Genomic DNA, 19,317 nt, shown 5'->3' with positions numbered 1-19,317 from the left:
TACACCAAGAACATCCTGCTCAACGAAGGTCTGCGTGCCTGGATGGCGCCTGCCGACCAACCGCACGAAAACTTCATCTTCCCTGAAGAGGTTCTGCCCCGTGGAAACGCCCTTTAATTCCGGTCTCATCTCGGTCGGGGGCAAGGACCTCGACTCCACCGGCTATGCCTGGTGGGCGGGCAATGCCCGGCTGATCAACCTCTCCGGCCGTCTTCTCGGTGCCCACGTGGCCCATGCGGGCCTGATGGTCTTCTGGGCCGGCGCCATGATGTTGTTCGAGGTGAGCCACTTCACCTTCGACAAGCCCATGTACGAACAGGGCCTGATCCTGTTCCCCCACGTCGCCACCCTCGGCTATGGCGTCGGCCCCGGCGGTGAGGTCACCGATCTCTATCCGTTCTTCGTGGTCGGTGTCCTGCACCTGATCAGCTCCGCCGTGCTCGGCCTCGGCGGCCTGTACCACGCCCTGCGCGGCCCGGAGATCCTGGAGAACTACTCCGCGTTCTTCTCCCAGGACTGGCGCGACAAGAACCAGATGACCAACATCATCGGCTACCACCTCATCCTTCTCGGTGTGGGTGCCCTGCTGCTGGTGTTCAAGGCCATGTTCTTCGGCGGCGTCTACGACACCTGGGCCCCTGGTGGCGGTGATGTACGCCTGATCAGCAACCCCACCCTGAGCCCCGGGGTGATCTTCGGTTACCTCACCCGCGCCCCCTTCGGCGGCGAGGGCTGGATCATCGGTGTCGACTCCATGGAGGACATCATCGGTGGCCACATCTGGATCGGTCTGATCTGCATCTTCGGTGGCATCTGGCACGTCATCACCAAGCCCTTCGGCTGGGTGCGCCGCGCCTTCATCTGGAACGGTGAGGCCTACCTGAGCTACAGCCTCGGCGCCCTGAGCTTCATGAGCTTCATCGCCTCGGCCTACATCTGGTTCAACAACACCGCCTATCCCTCGGAGTTCTACGGCCCCACCAACGCCGAAGCCTCCCAGGCCCAGAGCTTCACCTTCCTGGTGCGCGACCAGCGCATGGGCGCCAACATCGGTTCCGCCATGGGCCCCACCGGCCTGGGCAAATACCTGATGCGCTCCCCCACCGGCGAGATCATCTTCGGTGGTGAAACCATGCGCTTCTGGGACTTCCGCGGTCCCTGGCTCGAGCCCCTGCGTGGCCCCAACGGTCTGAGCCTCGACAAGCTCCAGAACGACATCCAGCCCTGGCAGGTGCGTCGGGCGGCTGAGTACATGACCCACGCCCCCAACGCCTCCCTCAACTCCGTGGGCGGCATCATCACCGAGCCCAACTCGGTGAACTTCGTCAACATCCGCCAGTGGCTGGCCTCCACGCAGTTCGTGCTGGCCTTCTTCTTCCTGGTCGGTCACCTGTGGCATGCGGGCCGGGCCCGTGCCGCCGCAGCCGGTTTCGAGAAGGGCATCGACCGTCAGGCCGAGCCCACCCTGGCCATGCCGGACCTCGACTGATGGCACCCCGGGATCCACACTCCGGATCCCAAGCCATCCCGCCAGCCTCCGCCCCCGGGCGGGGGCTTTTTGCTGCCGTATCTTTGGGGCCGCCGCAGCCGTTGGCAGATCCGATGGGTGATCCCTCCCCCACGGACGCTTCGAGCCTGTGGGGGAGGCTGAGCGGCAAGGTCCGGCGATCGCCTCGCACCCTCCGGGTCCTGCTTGGTCCCCGGATAAGGCGTCGCACCCAGGCCATCGAGCGGCTGGTCAACCGGCGCCGGTTCTCAGCGACCCGTCACTCCCTGAGCCGCCGGAACCCGGACGGGACCGGCCTGGTGCTCAACACGCGGCTGGTGGAGCCCACGATCCCCTCGATCGCCCACTGGGCCGACTGGAGCCTGACCCGCCATGGCTTCTTCGGCAACCTGCGCGCCCAGCCCCAACTCCTGTTCGTCAAGGCCGTGCCGGAGTGCCTGGAGCTGTTTCTGGACCGCTATCTCCCCCGCCTCGCGGCGACGACGCGCTTCGTTCTGATCACGGGCGATGCCGACACCACCCTGCCCCGGCAGGTGGATCGGCGGTTTCCCGATTACCTCGCCTCCGGCCTGCAGCAACGTCTGCTCAGCCTCCTGGACGACCCCCGACTGCTGCACTGGTATGCGGAGAATCTGGACACCCCGCTGGACGGTGTCACCCCGATTCCCCTGGGCTGCATCAACAGTGATGGCCACGTCATCTACCGGCAGACCCTGGCCGAGGACGCTCCGGTCGCCATCCGGGAGCGGCCCCTGAAGGCCTTCTGCGCCCACTACGTGCGCGAAGGTCCGCAATGGGAGAACCGGCGAACGGTGATGCGGTTCGCCACCGGCGAGTGGCGGGCGTTCGTCGAGGTGCACGAGCAGATTCCCTACGACGATTTCTTCCCGACCCTCCAGCGCTATCCCTTCGTGATCTGCGCCGGCGGCGGCGGCCTCGATCCCTGCCCGAAGGCGTTCACGGCCCTGCTGGCCGGCGCCATTCCGATCATCGAGCGCAATCCCACCACCGTCGCCTTCGGCGATCTGCCGGTGGCCTATGTCGACGATTGGAACAGCCAAAGCCTCTCCCCCGCCCGGCTGGAGGCCTGGCGGGACGAGCTGCATCCCCGGTTCGAGGATCCGGCCCAGCGTCGCGCCGTGCTCGAGACCATGTCGATGACCCACTGGCTGCGGCGGATCCGGGCCCATCACCCGGGCGCCTGAGCCAGGGTCCCGGGGCCAAGCCAGCGCCGCAGCAGGGGCAGGCTGAGGCCGATCACGTTGCTGAAGCAGCCCTCCAGCCGCTCCACCACCAGACCGCCGCGGCCCTCGAGGGCAAAGCCGCCGGCACAGGCCAGGGGTTCACCGCTGGCCACATAGGCCTGGATGGCCGCCTCGTCGAGGGCGGCGAAGTGCACCCGCGTGGTCACGACCGCCTGCAGGGGCTCCTCAGGCTCCCCGGGGGCGGGATGCCGCAGCAGGCCATGGCCGGTGTGCAGATCCCCCCAGCCGCCGGCCATGCGCCGCCAGCGGGCCACCGCCTCGGCAGCGTCCCGGGGCTTGCCCCAGGGCTCCCCCTGCACCTCCAGCAGGGAATCACAGCCCAGCACCCCAAACGGCGGCCAGTCCGCCGGCGAAGCGAGCGTGGCGGCCACGGCCCGGGCCTTGGCCAGCGCCAGCGCCTGCACCAGCCGCCGGGGATCCGCCTCCCGGATCCCGTCCTCATCCACGCCGCTCACCTGGATGCGGTGGGGGATGCCGGCCTGCTCCAGCAGGCGGCGGCGGGCCGGGGAAGCGGAAGCCAGCAGCAGCAAGGGGGTCTCCAGCGGGGTCTCCAGCCTGCCCGTCGATTGGGGAGAATGGGTCGATGGAACAGGCCGACACCGAGTCCCGTTCGCTGGCGCGGGCCGCCCTCTCCCTCCGCTGCCTGCCCTTCCGCCGCCGCTTCTACGAGACGGTGGGGGAGCAGCCCCTGAGCAGCACGGAACTGGCCGGCCGCACCGAGGTTCCTGCCCCGTTCACCTTCCTTCCCCTCAGCAGCGACCGGACCGAGGACCATTTCCTCTGGCTGATCCGGCTGGGGGTGCTGCGACGGGAAGTCGATGGCCAGGGGCTCACCGAGCGCGTGCGGCTGACGCCGATGGGCCGCCAGCTGCTGCGACGCTGGCCGGGCGAAATTCCGCGGGCGGGCCGGCGGGAGCGGATCCTGGAGGCGCTGCGCCGCCACCGCCCCCGCCTTTGAACCGCCCCCACTCCGCCTCTCCCCGGCCGCTCATGGTGCTGGGCACCAGCAGCGGCGCCGGCAAATCGCTGATGACCGCCGCCCTCTGCCGCGTGCTGCGGCGCCGCGGCGAGCAGCCCCTGCCCTTCAAGGGGCAGAACATGAGCCTCAACGCCTGGGTCGACCCGCAGGGCGGGGAGATGGCCTACTCCCAGGCCCTGCAGGCCTGGTCCGCGGGCCTGGAGCCGAGGGTGGCGATGAACCCGGTGCTGCTCAAGCCCCGGGGCGACAGCACCAGTGAGGTGATCCATCTGGGGCGCTCGGTGGGCACGGCCCGGGCGGAGCACTACTACCGCGACTGGTTCCGGCCCGGCTGGGCGGCGATCCGGACGGGCCTGGCGGAACTGCAGGCCGCCCACCCCGGCGGCCGGCTGGTGCTGGAGGGGGCCGGCAGCCCGGTGGAGGTGAATCTGCAGGCCAGGGACCTCACCAACCTGCGGCTGGCCCAGTACCTGCGGGCCCGCTGCCTGCTGGTGGCGGACATCGAGCGGGGCGGTGTCTTCGCCCAGATCGTCGGCACCCTGGCCCTGCTGCGGCCGGTGGAGCGGCCCCTGATCGGCGGGCTGCTGATCAACCGCTTCCGCGGCCGCCGTTCCCTGTTCGATGCCGGCCGCGACTGGCTGGAGCAGCAGACCGGGGTGCCCGTGCTGGGGGTGATGCCCTGGCTCGACGAGCTGTTTCCCCCCGAGGACTCCCTCGACCTGCTGGAGCGGGGGAGCCGCAAGCCCCGCGCCGAGCTCAACCTGGTGGTGGTGCGCCTGCCCTCCCTGAGCAACTTCTCCGACCTCGACCCGCTCGAGGCGGAGCCCAGCGTGCGGCTGCGCTGGCAGCGGCCGGGGGAACCCCTCGAGCAGCCCGACGCCGTGATCCTGCCCGGCAGCAAGCAGACCCTGCGGGACCTGGCGTCGCTGGGCAGCAGCGGGATGGCGGAGCAGCTGCGGGCCTATGTGGCCCGGGGGGGACAGGTGTTCGCCCTCTGCGGCGGCCTGCAGATGCTGGGGGAGGAGCTGCACGACCCCGAAGGCCTGGAAGGGGGCCAGCCCGGGGAGCGGGTGGGCGGGCTGGGCCTGCTGCCCCTGCGCACCGTCTTCCAGGGCGACAAGGCGCTGCGGCAACGGCAGAGCCGGGCCGTCTGGCCCCCCGGCCAGGGCGACCTGCAGGTGGTGGAGGGCTTCGAACTGCACCACGGCCGCAGCGAGCGGACCGACCCGGCAGGCTGCGCGCCCCTGGCGCAGGACGGGGCCCTGGGCTGGTGGACGGAGTCCGGCGACCAGGGGGGTCTGGTGGCCGGCACCTACCTGCACGGCATCTTCGAGAACGGCCCCTGGCGGCGCCGCTGGCTCAACCAGCTGCGGCGGCGGCGCCGGCTGCCGCCCCTGGAGGAGAACCAGCCCCACCACGGCCGCCAGCGGGACGCCCTGCTCGATCGCCTGGCCGACGCCTTCGAGGCCCACGTCGACCTGGCGCCCCTGCTGGCCCCGGGTCCCCTCCCCCGGACGCCGCGCTCCTGAACGGCCGGCACCCCCTAGATTTCCGCCAGAACGGCCCTCCCCCCATCGCCATCCCCCGTCCTGCCATCACCATCGCGTGGCCGGACGGACGCACCACGACGGCCCTGCCTGGCCAGGACTGGCTGGAGGCCGCCCGCCAGGCGGCGGTGTTGATCCCCACCGGTTGCCTGGGGGGCAGTTGCGGCGCCTGCGAGATCGAGGTCAATGGACGCATGGTGCGGGCCTGTGTGGCCACCGTGCCCTCCAGCGCGAGCGGCCGGCTGACCGTCAGCCTGGCCAGCGATCCCCACTGGTAGGCCGTGTGAATTCCCCCCCCCGGTTCCACATCCTCTCGATCGATTTCCAGGATCTCGACGTGATCTGGAACGTGCGGTTGTTCTATCGGGCCGCGGGCTACGGGTTCGCCCGAGGCGGTGTCGATCCGGATCTCGACCTGCTGGTGATCCTGCGCGGCGATCCTGGCCACGCCTATCAGGACCACCGGGGAATCGTGCATGTGTACGACTACGTCAAGGAGCTCGAGGTGAACTGGCCCGAGCGCTTCCCCCGCGCCCGTGAGATCCGCCTCATCTCCCTGTTCCGACCGGACCAGGTGCCCGAGGGGCTGCGCTGGGTGCCGGGGTACCTGCCGGTGGTCCCCGAGTTCTGGCAACAGAGCCCGTTCCGCAAACGGTCCGGCAGGCCGCTGCACATCGCCAATTTCAAACCGATGGGCGACGACCCCTACCAGCAGGATCTGGCCCGGCTGGCGCGCCGAGGGCTGGTGCAGGTGTTCGGCGGCCGCTGGGACAGGCTGGGCCTGGCCACCCACGGCCTCAGCTACCTCGAAGCGAATCGCCAGCTGGCAGGCGCCTGGTGCTGCTACGGCCTGATGTACCCGTACCAGCGGGGCATCACCCTCTCCGGCCGCATGTGGCAGGCGCCCCTGCATGGCTGCCTGGTGATCAGCGAACAGGGCACCAACCCCCTGGGACTGCCCGGGATCCTCGAGGTGGGGCGCTTCTCTGCGGAGACGCTGCTGAGCGTGGGCTCGATCCGGGAGTGCTGGCAGATCAGGCAGGAGGCCACCCGGTACTGGCGCGAAGCCACCGAGCGGCTGGCCCTGCAGCTGGACCTGCCGGCCTACCGGGGTCCTTCGGCCGCCCAGCTGGCCAGCTGCCGGCGGGAGCGGATGGCCCAGCACCTGCGGGTGGCCTGGGGCCGGCGCCTGGGGCGACTGACGCGGTGGCTGGCGCCGCCGCCGGTCAGCTGCTGGTGGCGACGGCGCCAGCGGACGCTGCAGGGACTGGGGCGACGCCTGCAGGGGGCCTCCGGCCGGGGCCGACAGACAACGAACCGCTGAGACGCCGCCTCAGCCAGAACGATGCGTCGTCATCGTCGAATCGAAACCACGGGAGCTTCGATGTCAGCGGGCAGGAGCTACGATGCAAAGACGCATGACGTTTCTGTAGGAATCTAGATGGCGCTGCCAACAGTCCTGAAGCGTGCCGTTCCGAAGAACGTGCAATCGGCTGTCAAGCGTTTTCTTTGGCCTGAATACTCCCCTGTACCTCCCGGTCAGAAAGTCATTGAATTCTGGGTGGATGTGGTGAGTGGCTGCAATCTCCGCTGCACCGCCTGTCCCGTCGGCATGCCCGAGTACACGAACAGCATCGGCCAGAAGCTGACGGAGATGCCGATCGAGCTGTTCGAGAAGATCTGCCTGAAGGCCAAGGCCGACACCAATGGCAACTGCCGCTTTGGCCTGTACAACTGGACCGAGCCCACGCTCCATTCCAAGCTCCATGAACTGATCGCCTGCGCCGAGAGCCATGGCGTTCCCTGCGGCATCTCCTCCAACCTCAATTACGACTACGACTGGTCCCTGCTCAAGCCCCTGCGTCTCTGGAACTTCACGATCACGGTGTCGGGCTTCACCCAGCGCACCTACCAGATCAACCACAAGGGCGGCCGGATCGAACCGGTGCTCGCCAACCTGATCCGCATCTCCGAAACCCTCGGCGACTGGGAATGCTTCAAGAACATCGACGTGCGTTATCTGGTACACAAGGAGAACCTGCATGAGGTGCACCTGTTCAAGCACTTCTGTGAAAAGCTGGGGATGAAATTCAGCCCCTACCACGCCTATTACATGCCCATCGACAAGATGTTCGACGGGCTCGAAACGATCCCCCCGGAACTCGAGTACATCTACTACAGCCCCCAGCTGGTACAGCAGGCCATCGGTGACCACCGATCACAGAACTGCTTCATGCGCGAGTCCCAGGTGTGCCTCGACCACGAAGGCAACTTCTCGGTCTGCTGCGTGCAGTCCCCCTCCGCCCCATCGATCGCCAACTACCTGGACACCCCCTACCAGGCGATGCAGGCCAAGCGCTATGGCAGCGAACTCTGCAAGAAGTGCACCAGCACCGGCATCAACATCTTCGCCACCTATGGCATGCAGGAGCCGCCGGAAATCCAGCAATCGATCGAAAACCTTCTGCCCGTCGATCTGAAGGATTTTCGCTGATCCGTGACATCCATTGACTCAGGCTCGCGCCTCCGCACGGTGTCGGACTCACCTGCCCAGGCGGACGCCCCCGCCTACGACTATCTGATCGTCGGCTGCGGGCTGTTCGGTGCCACCTTTGCCCGGCTCGCCACCGATGCCGGCAAGCGTTGTCTGATCGTCGAGCGCCGCCCCCACATCGGTGGCAACTGCTATACGGAGAAGCTGGAAGGCATCAACGTCCATCGTTACGGCGCCCATATCTTTCATACCAGCAACAAGGCCGTCTGGGCCTTCGTGAACAGGTTCGCTGAATTCAACAACTATATCAACTCGCCCAAGGCGATCTCCGGAGGCAAGCTCTATTCACTGCCGTTCAACATGAATACCTTCTACGAGCTCTGGCAGACGCGCACGCCCGAGGAAGCCCGCCAGAAGATCGCCTCGCAGCGCTTCACCGGCGAACCCACCAACCTGGAGGAGCAGGCCCTGTCGCTGGTGGGGAAGGACATCTACGAGACCCTGATCCGCGAGTACACCCGCAAACAGTGGGGCAAGGATCCCCGTGAGCTGCCCGCCTTCATCATCAAGCGGCTGCCGTTGCGCTTCACCTACGACAACAACTACTTCTCCGACCGCTACCAGGGCATTCCGATCGGCGGTTACACGGCCTTGTTCGACGCCATGCTGGAGGGCATCGAGGTCCGCCTCAACGTCGATTACTTCGCCCACCGCACCCCGTTGGAGCGCCTGGCCCAGAAGGTGGTCTATTCCGGCTGCATCGACCAGTACTTTGACTACGCGCTCGGGCGGCTGGAGTACCGCTCGCTGGAGTTCGACAACGCCGTGGTGGAGACCGACAACTTCCAGGGGAATGCCGTGATCAACTACTGCGATACCCACGAGCCCTTCACCCGGATCATCGAGCACAAGCACTTCGAAGGCTCCAGCTCCCCGGTCAGCGTGATCACCAGGGAATACCCCCGGCCCTGCAGCGGTGACGCCATCCCCTACTACCCGGTCAACGATGCCCACAACCAGGGGCTGTACCGGCGCTATCAGGAGCTCTCCCAGGGCACGGAGAACGTGATCTTCGGCGGCCGTCTCTCCGAATACAAGTACATGGACATGCACGTGGTGATCGAATCGGCGATGAACCGGTTCCGCAGCGAGAGCCGTCAGGCGTCGGCCTGAATCAGCCCGCCACCGAGCAGCACCTCGCCGCTGTAGGCCACCGCCGCCTGCCCCGGAGCCACCGAGAACTGGGGCTCGGCGAAATCGAGCCGGGCCCGATGGGGCCGTCCGGCGGCATGGTCGGCGGCCGTTTCGGGCAGGGGCGTCAGCAGGGCCCGCTCCGGCAGGCTGCGGTAGCGCACCTGCACCTCCACCTCGATCGGCCCGTTGGGCGGCGCGATCGACACCCAGTTGATGGCGCCCACCACACAGGACTGGCGCGTTGCCTCCCGCCGGGGGGCCACCACCACCCGGTTCATGGCCCCATCCAGCCGCACCACATGAAGCGGTTCGCTCCAGGCCACCCCCAGCCCCTTGCGCTGGCCGATGGTGAAGTGCTCGATCCCGTCGTGCTCCCCGAGCACCGTGCCGTCCGTCAGCACGATCTCGCCCTGGCGGGGCGCCAGGTAGGCATCCAGGAACGCCCGCATCGACCCGTGGTGGTCGGCGAGGCAGAGGTCCTGGCTTTCGGGCTTGGCGGCGGTGCGCAGGCCGAGGCGTGCGGCCTCGGCCCGGGTGGCCTCCTTGGTGAGTTCACCGAGGGGGAAGACCAGCCGCCCCAGCACCGACTGGGGCAGGTCGTAGAGGAAGTAGCTCTGGTCCTTGTGGGAATCCAGGCCCCGCAGCAGCTGGTGGCGGCCGTCGTGCCGCAGGCGGGCGTAGTGGCCCGTGGCGAGGCGGCCGATGCCGCGCTCCGCCTCGGCCCACTCCAGCATCGGGCCGAACTTCACCGCCCGGTTGCAGCGGGAGCAGGGCAGGGGGGTGAGGCCCTCGCCGTACCCCTCCACCAGGAAATCGACGATCTGCTCCTGGAACCGGGCCCGGGAATCGACCACATGGTGGGGGACCCCCAGCTGGTCGCAGATGCCGGCCGCATCCACCAGCCCCTCGGCGCAGCAGGCGCCCTTGCCGCTCATCAGCCACAGGGTGAGACCCTCCACCTCCCAGCCGGCCGCCACCAGCAGCGCTGCGGTCAGGGAACTGTCAACGCCGCCGGAGAGGCCCACCGCCACCCGCCGCTCACCCGGCCAGTCGCCAAGGCGTGCGAGCACCTCGGCCACCTCGGGGGTGACGGCGGGGGGCTGGGCGGTGGACTCAGGCGGAACGGAGACCGTGGCGGCGGTGGGGCTCAAGGATTCCGATGGGTGGAACGGGCGGACAGCTCCATCATGGGAGAGCACTGCTCGGGCCGCCGTGAACCTCGGGCCGATGCCCACCGCCTGGCCGCCGGCGGATGCCGATCACGTCCTGGTGAGCGGCGCCGCCATGGCCGCCATCGAGGAGGAGCTGTTCGCCAGCGGCCTGCCGGTGGAGGCCCTGATGGAGAAGGCCGCCCTGGCGGTGAGCCGCCGCCTGGCGGAACGGCCGGACCGGGAGCGCCAGCATGGCCTGCTGGTGCTCGTGGGTCCGGGACATAACGGCGGCGATGGGTTGGTGGTGGCCAGGGAATGGCACCTGGCCGGGGGCCGGGTGCGGATCTGGTGCCCTTTCGAGCGCCGCCGCCCCCTCACCGAGGCCCACCTGCGCCATGCCCGCTGGCTCGGCATCCCCCTGCTGGAGGCCCCGCCCGATCCGGGCGATCCGGCCCTCTGGGTGGATGCCCTCTTCGGCATCGGCCAGCAGCGGCCGGCCGGCCCCCTGATCGAAGCCCTCCTGGAGGAAAGGCAGCGGCGGCGGCCCGGCGCCCTGTTGGCCATCGATGTCCCCACCGGCCTGGATGCCGATGGGGGTGTCCTGCTCGGCGGCGTGGCCGCCACGGCCGCCACCACCTACAGCATCGGCCTGATCAAACGGGGCCTGGTTCAGGACACAGCCCTGCGCTGGGTGGGACAGCTGGAGCGGATCGACCTCGGATTGCCGGCCGCCCTCCTGGGCCGACACGACGGCGAGCCGCTGCTGGGCCTGGGGGCCAGCGACCAGTGCTCCGCCCCCTGGCCCCTCCCCGATCCGGCCGCCGGGAAGTACGCCCGCGGTCGCCTGCTGGTCGTCGCCGGCAGCCGCCGCTTCCGGGGGGCCGCCCACCTGGCCCTGGCCGGCGCCACGGCGTCCGGGTGCGGCAGCCTCCGGGCCGCCCTCCCCCAGGAGGTCACCTCCCACCTCTGGCAGATCCACCCCCATGTGGTGCTGGAGCCCGGCCTGGGGGCCACCTCGGCCGGGGGGCTGGCCCTGGCGGATCTTTCTGCGGGCTGGCTGGATCGGCTGGATGCGGTGCTGCTGGGTCCCGGCCTGGGCGGGGTCGGCCCCGCCGGTGCGCCGCCAGCGGCGGAGATCGAAGGCCCGGAACGGAAGCGCTGGCAGGACCTGGCCGACTTCGGCGGCCTGCTGGTGCTCGATGCCGATGGGCTCAACCGCCTGGCGGCCTTGGGCAGCGACTGGCTCCAAACGCGCCGGGGCCCCACCTGGATCACCCCCCACGCGGAGGAGTTCCGCAGGCTCTTCCCCGACCTGGCCCCGCTCCCGCGGCCGGAGGCGGCAGCGGCGGCGGCCCGCCGCACCGGCGCCAGCGTGCTGCTCAAGGGGGCCCGCAGCGTCGTGGCGGCCCCCGACGGGCGCCGCTGGCAGCTGCTGGCGGCCTGCCCGGAGGCGGCCAGGGCCGGACTCGGGGATGTGCTCGCCGGCTACGCGGCTGGCCGGGGGGCCCTGGCGCTGGCCGCCAGGGGGGGGCCTCAGGCCGGGGCGCCGGCCGATGCCGACTGGCTGGCCGCCGCCGCCCTCGACCATGCGCTGGCCGGAATCCGAAGCCGGGAGCGGCACGGGGCCGGCGGGGCCACCCCCCTTGAGGTGGCCGAGGCGCTGGCACGGGGAGCAACAGCTCCGGAGCAGGAGACGTGGCAGGCGCAGCCGTTGCTGGACTGAAGAAACAACCGCTCGGATTAGGCCAGGGAAGGCCACTTCCCCATCTGGCGACACTGCAGGCTCTTCGTACAGATCCACGGAAGATTTAGCCCTTTGCTCATCCAACCGGAGCCAATCACTAAAGAAATCCGATTGTGTGTGGGTTCACATGTAAATCCTTAAAAGTTGTTCCAGACACTTTCTGCCCCTGCCAGTGGGTGGATAATCCGTTCACACTTTCGAAGGCGCCATTACGCCCCCTCCTATGACCGTCTCCGCCGTCGCGACGAGAAGGGAGGGCTCCACCCGCAGAGGGAGTGATTCCATCACCTGGTACCTCACCTCCATCGGCAGAGAGCCTCTGTTGACCCCGGCCGAGGAGATCGAGCTCGGCAACCAGGTGCAGGCGATGATGCACCTGGTGGAGGAATCGAAACCCGGATACTCCATCCAGGAGAACAAGACGATCAAGGTCGGCCGCCGCTCCAAGGAGCGGATGATGCGCGCCAATCTTCGTCTCGTGGTGAGCGTGGCCAAGAAGTATCAGGGCAAGGGCCTCGAACTGCTCGATCTGATCCAGGAGGGCTCCCTCGGCCTCGAGCGCGCCGTCGAGAAGTTCGATCCCACCCGTGGCTACAAGTTCTCCACCTATGCCTTCTGGTGGATCCGCCAGAGCATGACGCGAGCGATCGCCTGCCAGTCCCGGGCCATCCGCCTGCCGGTGCACCTCAGCGAACGGCTGACGACGGTCCGCAAGGTGAGCCTGGAGCTGGCCCACAAGCTCGGCGCCATGCCCAGCCGCCGGGAGATCTCCGAGGCCATGGCCATTCCCGTCGAGGAACTCGATTCCCTGCTGCGCCAGGCGCTCACCATCTCCAGCCTGGATGCCCCCATCCATGCGGAAGACGGCCGCAGCTTCCTGGGTGACCTGATCGCCGATGGTTCCGCCGAGGAGCCGTTGGATCGCATCGAGCGGGGCATGCACCAGGAGCAGCTGGCCGAGCTCATGGGCCACCTCTCGGCCCAGGAAAAGGAGGTGCTGGCCCTCCGCTTCGGCCTCGACGGCATGGAGCGCCACACCCTGGCCGAAATCGGCCGGCAGCTGGATGTCTCCCGGGAGCGGGTGCGGCAGATCGAACTGAAGGCCCTGCGCAAGCTGCGCACCCTCTCGACCCGCAGCTCCGTTCCCCTGTCCTGATCGGCCGAGCCCTCAGCGGCGGCCCCCTCCCACCAGAACCCGCTTCAACCAGCCCTTGGCCTGGAGCCCGGCGATCTTCAGCCGGCTCTCCCCCTTGAGGCCCCGGTCGCGGCGGATCTGGATCGGAGCCTCGCCGACCCTTTCCCAGTCCGGCAGCCAGCAGTTGTCGGCCCGTGGAAACCAGAACTCAAACACGGATGTCGTCGAGATGGGCAGCAACTTGCCGAGGATCGAATAGATCGACTGATCGTGGCGGTGCTCCTTGAACCCCTCCAGATTGGGGGAACGGGACGGGCGATCGTCGATCATCGAGAAATCCTCGCTGAACACCCTGACCCAGTGCCGCATGAAGTCCATGGCGGCAGGGCATTTGCGCACGAAGAAGGTGGTCGCCCCCAGTTGCTGGGTGTCCGTGATCTCCGGCCGGTCGCGCACCGCCAGCCGGTCGAGCAGGTCGCCCTTCGTCCACCTGGCCTCCAACTGGTCGGGGAACTGACGGCCCTCGTAGACGAGGGATCCGTTGGGAGGCAGACACTCGAAACCCTGCAGGCCTGAAGGGGCCGCCGCGGCCATGGAGAACAGCTCCAGCAGGCGCTCCCGCCCCGCCGGGTTGAGATGGCAGCCGGAATCAACCCAGTGCACCAGGTCGCCGTCCTGCAGGCGCTCGAGGGTCTGAAGAACGATCTGGGGCTTCCAGGCGTAGTAGCCGAAACCCCGGTGCTCCGGTGTCAGATAGTCCTTGAAACGCTGGCGAAAAGAAGGATCGAGATCGGACTCGGAAGCCCCCACGATATCCGTGTACACCCCCATCTCTTTCGCCTGGCGGCATAGGCGGCGGCGGGCCACTTTCATGCGGTGATCCGTGAAAGTGACAAGTACACGCTTGGCCATCAGAGCCGCTGCCGTCCAGGCAATTTCAGCGATCCTAACATCGACTCAATGCAAGAAGATCGCCTGGTCATCATGACGGAAGGCTGGGAAAGAGCAGGGACATTTCAACAATCCCGGTGGGCAGAAGTCAGCCCCAACCAAGCTGTTCCAGCCACATCCCAGCTGTTCCGGCAACGCCCGCGCCGTACCGCCAACAGCCCGCTGTTCAGTCGTCGGCCCAGATGTAGCGGGTGAGTTCACTGCCATCGGGCTCGGGGGCCGCCAGGGCGAACTCGACGCAATCGGCCACGACGGCATCGATCTCCCGGTCGATCTCCTTGAGCTCCTCGGCCGCGGCCAGTCCCTCCTCGACCAGCCGGCCGGCCAGTTGCTTGATGGGATCACGCTTGGCCCAGAACTCCTTCTCCGCCGCTTCGCGCAGTTCGTCGGGATCCGCCAGGGAATGGCCGCGGAAGCGGTAGGTGAGACATTCCAGCAGGGTGGGGCCCTCACCGGCCCGGGCCCGGGCGATCGCCCGCTGGGCCGCCGCCCGGACGGCCAGCACATCCATGCCGTCGACCTCCTCGCCGACCATGCCGAAACCGGCTGCCTTGCGCCAGATCTCCGGCTCGCTGGTGGCCCGGTTGTGGTCCATGCCGATGGCCCAGCGGTTGTTCTCGACCACGAACAGGATCGGGAGTTTCCACAGCGATGCCATGTTCAGGCATTCGTAGAACTGGCCGATGTTGCAGGTGCCGTCGCCGAAGAAGGCCGCCGTGACCGCGTCACTGTCGGCCTGACCGAGGGCATCACGCTTGTAGCGGCTGGTGAAGGCCGCCCCCAGCGCCACGGGGATGCCTTCGCCGATGAACGCATAGCCGCCGAGGAGATGGTGCTCCCGGGAGAACAGGTGCATCGACCCGCCCCGCCCCTTGCTGCAGCCGGTGGCCTTGCCGAACAGCTCGCTCATCACCTCCCGGGCCGGCACGCCGCAGCTCAGGGCATGGACATGGTCGCGGTAGGTGCTGCAGAACCAGTCGTGCTGGAGGCGCATCGCCCGGATCACCCCGGTGGAGACGGCTTCCTGACCGTTGTACAGATGCACGAAGCCGAACATCTTGCCGCGATAGTACATCTCGGCGCACTTGTCCTCGAAGCGCCGCCCCAGGGTCATGTCGCGGTAGAGCATCAGGCCCTCCTCCCGGCTGACACTGGCCCGCTCGGCGGGGTACAGGCCCTCGAGCCGCACCGCATGGCTGCCGGCCTCCTCGGTCGAGGAGCTTGCCCCGACGATGCCGGGCTGCGCTGCCCGCGCCGCGGTCAATTCCTGAGTCATGGCAGGAAGGCGATGCGATTCGTGGCCACGACTGTACGGGGTCCGTTCCCTGATGACAGTCAAAACCACTGCCTCTGACTACAGTCGCGCCCCAGCGGCCTCATCGGATTGGACCTGCCGATCGATCACTTCCGGTTGCTGGGCGTCTCTCCGTCCGCCGACGCCCAGGGGGTCCTGCGCACCCTCCAGTCGCGGCTGGACCGGGTGCCCCACGGGGGCTTCACCCAAGAAACCCTGCAGGCGCGGGCCGACCTGCTCCGCGCCAGCGCCGACCTGCTCTGTGACCACGACCGGCGCGCCGCCTACGAAGCGGAACTGACGGGGCTGGCCGACACCGCCGGCTCCCTGCAGCCTGCCCTCGAGATCGCCACCACCCGGCAGGTGGGCGGACTGCTGCTGCTGATGGAGGGGGGCCAGCCCCTGGACGCCTTCGAGCTGGCCAGCCGCAGCCTGCAGCTGCCCCAGGCCCCCACCCTGGGCAGCGGCCGCGAAACCGATCTGACCCTCCTGGCGGGACTGTCCTGCCTCGAGGCCGCCAAGGAGCTGGAGGAGCAGCGGCGCTTCGAAGCCGCCGCCCGCACCCTGCGGCAGGGCCTGCAGCTGCTGCAACGTCTCGGCAGGCAACCCGAGCTCAGGGAAACCATGAACGCCCGACTGGATCGGCTCACCCCCTATCGCGTCCTCGATCTGCTCAGCCGGGATCTGGCCGCCGGCACCGAGCGGCGCGAGGGACTGGCGCTGCTGGAGCAGCTGGTGCAGCGGCGCGGGGGCCTTGAAGGGGATGGCGATCCCCACTTCCCCCGCCAGGACTTCCAGACCTTCTTCCACCAGATCCGCTCCTTCCTCACCGTCCAGGAACAGGTGGATCTGTTCAGCCGCTGGGCGGCCAGCGGATCCGAGGCGGCCGACTTCCTGGCCACCATCGCCCTCACCGCCTCCGGTTTCGCCCAGCGCAAACCCGAACGCATCGCCGATGCCAGAAACCGCCTGCAGCGCAGCGGACGGGAGGGCGTCGAGCCGCTGCTCGCCAACCTGCACCTGCTGCTGGGGGAGGCCGACACGGCGAGGGCCTGCTTCGACAGCGGCGCCAGCGAGGACCTCAAGGCCTGGGCGGCCGCCAAGAGTGACGATCCCCTCGGCCAGCTCTGCGCCTACTGCAGCGACTGGCTGGTGCGGGACGTGCTGCCCGGCTACCGGGACCTGGAAGCCGAACCGGATCTGGTGGCCTACTTCAGCGACCGGGACGTGGTGGCGTATGTGGAACGGGAGGACCAGCGCCGGGGCCGCGCCTACCTCTCGGCGCCGGCGGCGCCGGCCGCTGCGGCCCCTCCCCCTTTCCCGAGCTTCGAGACCCCTGGGTTTCCCCCCGCGGAGTCCTTCTCTCCTGTCGCCTCGGCCCCTGAGGGCTTCGCCCTTCTTTCGCCAACAGGCCCCGAAACGGATCCCGACGACGACGGGGAACTGGATGACGAGGTGCCCCTGCGCTGGCCCCTGCCCCCCCGGCCCTGGCTGCTGGCGGGCGGCGCCGCCCTGCTGCTGCTGCTGGCCGGCGCCTGGGTGCTGCGGCAGCGCCAGAGCGCGCCGCCACCGCCGCCGGCTCCACTGCCGGCTCCCCCCGCCAAGCCTCCAGCCGCCAAGCCCCCAGCCGCCCCGGCGCCCAGCCCCGGGCCGGCGATCAGCCAGAGCCTCACGCCCCTCACCAGCCCCCGTCCGGATGCGGCCCAGGTCCGCCGGCTGCTGGAGAACTGGCTGACGGTCAAGGGCGATGTGCTGGCCGGTGAGCCCATGCCCCAGGGCCTGGATCGCATCGCCCGGGAAGGGCCGGTGGAGCGGCTCGCCAGCGAGCGCCGCAGTGATGCCGCCAAGGGCCAGACCCAGCGGCTGGACGTGCGGATCACCGACCTGACCCTCTCGGAAAGCGGGCCCCGGCGCATCGTCGCCGTCGCCCGGCTCCGCTACAGCGACCGGCGCCTTGATGACAAGGGGACGGTGGTGGAGACCACGGCACCCATGGAGCTGCGCAATGGTTATGTATTCGGACGCGACGGCGACAGCTGGCGCCTGGTGGCCACCCAATCCCTCAACTGATGTTCGACGAACTCTCCCAGCGCTTTGAAGACGCGGTCAAGGGACTGCGGGGCCAGGCGGCCATCTCGGAGACGAACGTCGATGGCGCCCTCCGCGATGTGAGGCGGGCCCTGCTGGAGGCCGATGTCAGCCTGCCGGTGGTGAAGGAGTTCATCGAGGAGGTGCGGCGCAAGGCGGTGGGCGCCGAGGTAGTGCGCGGGGTGAGCCCGGACCAGCAGTTCATCCAGCTGGTGCACGCCCAGCTCGTCGAGACCATGGGCGGCGCCAATGCCCCCCTGGCCCGGGGCGCGGAAGGGCCCACCGTGATCCTGATGGCCGGCCTGCAGGGCGCCGGCAAAACCACCGCCACCGCCAAGCTGGGCCTGCACCTCAAGGAGCAGGGGCGGCGTGCGCTGCTGGTGGCCGCCGACGTCTACCGGCCGGCCGCCATCGACCAGCTCCAGACCCTGGGCCGCCAGATCGGTGTGGAGGTGTTCAGCCTGGGCAGCGACGCCACCCCGGAGGCGATCGCCGCCGCCGGCGTGGCCAAGGGGCGGGAGGAAGGCTTCGACACCGTTCTGGTGGACACCGCCGGCCGCCTCCAGATCGACACCTCGATGATGGAGGAGATGGTCCGGATCCGGGAGGCTTCGGCCCCGGATGAGGTGCTGCTGGTAGTGGATTCGATGATCGGCCAGGAGGCGGCCGATCTGACCAGGGCCTTCCACGAGCAGGTGGGCATCACCGGCGCCGTGCTCACCAAGCTGGACGGCGATTCCCGCGGCGGGGCCGCCCTGTCGATCCGCAAGGTCAGCGGCGCCCCGATCAAGTTCATCGGCACCGGCGAGAAGGTGGAGGCCCTGCAGCCGTTCCACCCCGAACGGATGGCCAGCCGGATCCTGGGCATGGGCGATGTGCTCACCCTGGTGGAGAAGGCCACCAAGGAGGTGGAGCTGGCCGACGTGGAGAAGATGCAGCGCAAGCTGCAGGAAGCCAGCTTCGACTTCTCTGATTTCGTGCAGCAGATGCGCCTGATCAAGCGCATGGGCTCCCTGGGCGGGCTGATGAAGCTGATCCCCGGCATGAACAAGATCGACGACGGCATGCTCCGCCAGGGAGAGAGCCAGCTCAAGCGCATCGAGGCCATGATCGGCTCGATGACCGAGGCCGAACGCCGCCAGCCCGAACTGCTGGCCGCCCAGCCCTCCCGCCGCCGCCGCATCGCCGCCGGCAGCGGCCACACCCCGGCGGATGTGGACAAAGTGCTCGCTGACTTCCAGAAGATGCGCGGCTTCATGCAGCAGATGACCCGCGGTGGGATGCCCGGGATGCCGGGCATGGGCGGCTTTCCCGGCATGGGTGGCGGCATGCCGGGGATGGGTGGCATGCCCGGCATGGGCGGAATGCCGGGAATGGGTGGCATGCCGGGGATGGGCGGCCCCGGTGGCCGCGGCGGCGGCCAGCCCCGCAAACCCCCCAAGCCGGCCAAGAAGCGCAAGGGATTCGGCCAGCTCTGAGCCGGCCTGTAGGATTGGGGGCTGCATTTCGAGCACCCTTTTCCAGATGATCAAGCTCCGGCTGAAGCGGTTCGGCAAGAAACGGGAAGCGAGTTTCCGTCTGGTGGCCACCAACAGCACCTCCCGCCGCGACGGCCGTCCGCTCGAGGAACTGGGCTTCTACAACCCCCGCACCAAGGAAACCCGCCTCGACGCCGAGGCCATCCGCGTCCGCCTGGGCCAGGGAGCCCAGCCCACCGACACCGTGCGCAGCCTGCTCGAGAAGGGCGGTCTGATCGAGAAGACCACCCGCCCCGCCGAGACCGTCGGCAAGCTCAAGCAGGCTGCGGCCCGTGAGGAAGCCGCCGCTGCTGCGGTCAAGGAAGCGGCCGCCGCCAAGGAAGCCGAGGCCGCCAAGCAGGCCGCTGAGGCCGCCGCCGCCGCCGAAGCGGCCGCTGCCGCCGCCGCCGAACCTGCCGCCGCCGAGGCCTGAGCGAGCTCTCCTCCACGT

17 protein-coding genes and 1 pseudogene are annotated in these 19,317 nt (G+C 68.9%); 14 read left to right on the top strand and 4 right to left on the bottom strand.

Annotated elements, in window-relative coordinates; all coding sequences use genetic code 11:
• The 3 genes and pseudogenes from H6G99_RS08970 to H6G99_RS08960 form a co-directional block, all read left to right on the top strand.
• Positions 1-117 (top strand): annotated as a pseudogene (locus H6G99_RS08970) (photosystem II D2 protein (photosystem q(a) protein)); the annotation flags it as partial.
• Positions 101-1,489 carry a photosystem II reaction center protein CP43 gene (gene psbC, locus H6G99_RS08965; RefSeq protein ID WP_015108803.1) on the top strand — a complete coding sequence of 463 codons (1,389 nt, stop codon included), beginning with the start codon at positions 101-103 and terminating at the stop codon, positions 1,487-1,489. The pseudogene H6G99_RS08970 and the gene psbC, both read left to right, overlap by 17 nt.
• A 317-nt stretch (positions 1,490-1,806) precedes the next feature.
• Positions 1,807-2,712, top strand: coding sequence for a hypothetical protein (locus tag H6G99_RS08960; RefSeq protein ID WP_190611124.1), 906 nt, complete (start codon positions 1,807-1,809; stop codon positions 2,710-2,712).
• Here the strand turns inward: H6G99_RS08960 and H6G99_RS08955 are convergent.
• A complete protein-coding gene (locus H6G99_RS08955; RefSeq protein WP_094587436.1) occupies positions 2,697-3,302 on the bottom strand; it encodes a nucleoside triphosphate pyrophosphatase in 606 nt (201 codons plus the stop codon). The two genes, H6G99_RS08960 and H6G99_RS08955, sit on opposite strands and share 16 nt — an antisense overlap.
• 53 nt (positions 3,303-3,355) lie before the next feature.
• Between H6G99_RS08955 and H6G99_RS08950 the strand changes: the two genes are divergently transcribed.
• The 6 genes from H6G99_RS08950 (at position 3,356) to glf (ending at position 8,965) form a co-directional block, all read left to right on the top strand.
• The gene (locus H6G99_RS08950) at positions 3,356-3,730 is read left to right on the top strand and encodes an Npun_F0494 family protein (RefSeq protein WP_190611122.1); all 375 of its coding nucleotides are present in this window, start codon (positions 3,356-3,358) and stop codon (positions 3,728-3,730) included.
• A gap of 32 nt (positions 3,731-3,762) precedes the next feature.
• Positions 3,763-5,280, top strand: coding sequence for a cobyric acid synthase (locus H6G99_RS08945; protein ID WP_094587430.1), 1,518 nt, complete (start codon positions 3,763-3,765; stop codon positions 5,278-5,280).
• Positions 5,281-5,330: 50 nt separating this feature from the next.
• Entirely contained in the window at positions 5,331-5,576 is a 246-nt protein-coding gene (locus tag H6G99_RS08940; protein WP_094587435.1) for a 2Fe-2S iron-sulfur cluster binding domain-containing protein, read from the top strand.
• Positions 5,577-5,581: 5 nt separating this feature from the next.
• Positions 5,582-6,622, top strand: a complete 1,041-nt coding sequence (locus H6G99_RS08935) for a hypothetical protein (RefSeq protein ID WP_190611121.1) — start codon at positions 5,582-5,584, stop codon at positions 6,620-6,622.
• Between the two features lie 117 nt (positions 6,623-6,739).
• Entirely contained in the window at positions 6,740-7,792 is a 1,053-nt protein-coding gene (locus tag H6G99_RS08930) for a radical SAM protein (RefSeq protein ID WP_353617208.1), read from the top strand.
• A gap of 39 nt (positions 7,793-7,831) precedes the next feature.
• A complete protein-coding gene (gene glf / locus H6G99_RS08925; RefSeq protein ID WP_190611118.1) occupies positions 7,832-8,965 on the top strand; it encodes a UDP-galactopyranose mutase in 1,134 nt (377 codons plus the stop codon).
• On the opposite strand, the gene mnmA is transcribed toward glf, so the two are convergent.
• Complete coding sequence (gene mnmA / locus H6G99_RS08920; RefSeq protein ID WP_094587433.1) at positions 8,950-10,065, bottom strand: tRNA 2-thiouridine(34) synthase MnmA; 1,116 nt, start codon at positions 10,063-10,065, stop codon at positions 8,950-8,952. The genes glf and mnmA overlap by 16 nt on opposite strands.
• Before the next feature lie 148 nt (positions 10,066-10,213).
• Here mnmA and H6G99_RS08915 point away from each other — a divergent pair, with 148 nt between their 5' ends.
• Positions 10,214-11,860, top strand: coding sequence for an NAD(P)H-hydrate epimerase (locus tag H6G99_RS08915; protein WP_190611117.1), 1,647 nt, complete (start codon positions 10,214-10,216; stop codon positions 11,858-11,860).
• A 244-nt stretch (positions 11,861-12,104) separates the two neighbouring features.
• Entirely contained in the window at positions 12,105-13,037 is a 933-nt protein-coding gene (locus H6G99_RS08910; protein WP_094587426.1) for a sigma-70 family RNA polymerase sigma factor, read from the top strand.
• A 12-nt stretch (positions 13,038-13,049) separates the two neighbouring features.
• Here H6G99_RS08910 and H6G99_RS08905 read toward each other — a convergent pair whose 3' ends face one another.
• Both H6G99_RS08905 and pdhA read right to left on the bottom strand, forming a co-directional pair.
• The gene (locus H6G99_RS08905) at positions 13,050-13,889 is read right to left on the bottom strand and encodes a hypothetical protein (protein WP_143594188.1); all 840 of its coding nucleotides are present in this window, start codon (positions 13,887-13,889) and stop codon (positions 13,050-13,052) included.
• 244 nt (positions 13,890-14,133) lie between these two features.
• On the bottom strand, positions 14,134-15,243 hold the full coding sequence (gene pdhA, locus H6G99_RS08900; RefSeq protein WP_190611115.1) for a pyruvate dehydrogenase (acetyl-transferring) E1 component subunit alpha: 1,110 nt from the start codon (positions 15,241-15,243) through the stop codon (positions 14,134-14,136).
• A 108-nt stretch (positions 15,244-15,351) separates the two neighbouring features.
• Here pdhA and H6G99_RS08895 point away from each other — a divergent pair, with 108 nt between their 5' ends.
• Genes H6G99_RS08895 through rpsP form a run of 3 tightly spaced genes read left to right on the top strand, consistent with a single transcriptional unit; the run spans position 15,352 to position 19,299 of the window.
• Complete coding sequence (locus H6G99_RS08895; RefSeq protein ID WP_190611114.1) at positions 15,352-17,331, top strand: ARC6/PARC6 family protein; 1,980 nt, start codon at positions 15,352-15,354, stop codon at positions 17,329-17,331.
• On the top strand, positions 17,331-18,827 hold the full coding sequence (ffh, locus tag H6G99_RS08890) for a signal recognition particle protein (protein WP_190611113.1): 1,497 nt from the start codon (positions 17,331-17,333) through the stop codon (positions 18,825-18,827). Before H6G99_RS08895 ends, ffh begins: the two co-directional genes overlap by 1 nt.
• Before the next feature lie 46 nt (positions 18,828-18,873).
• Complete coding sequence (gene rpsP / locus H6G99_RS08885; RefSeq protein WP_094585505.1) at positions 18,874-19,299, top strand: 30S ribosomal protein S16; 426 nt, start codon at positions 18,874-18,876, stop codon at positions 19,297-19,299.
• Positions 19,300-19,317 lie beyond the last annotated feature (18 nt).

This window comes from Synechococcus sp. FACHB-909 (assembly GCF_014698945.1).
Classification (GTDB): domain Bacteria; phylum Cyanobacteriota; class Cyanobacteriia; order PCC-6307; family Cyanobiaceae; genus Cyanobium.
This window is presented reverse-complemented; position numbering and strand designations above follow the sequence as displayed.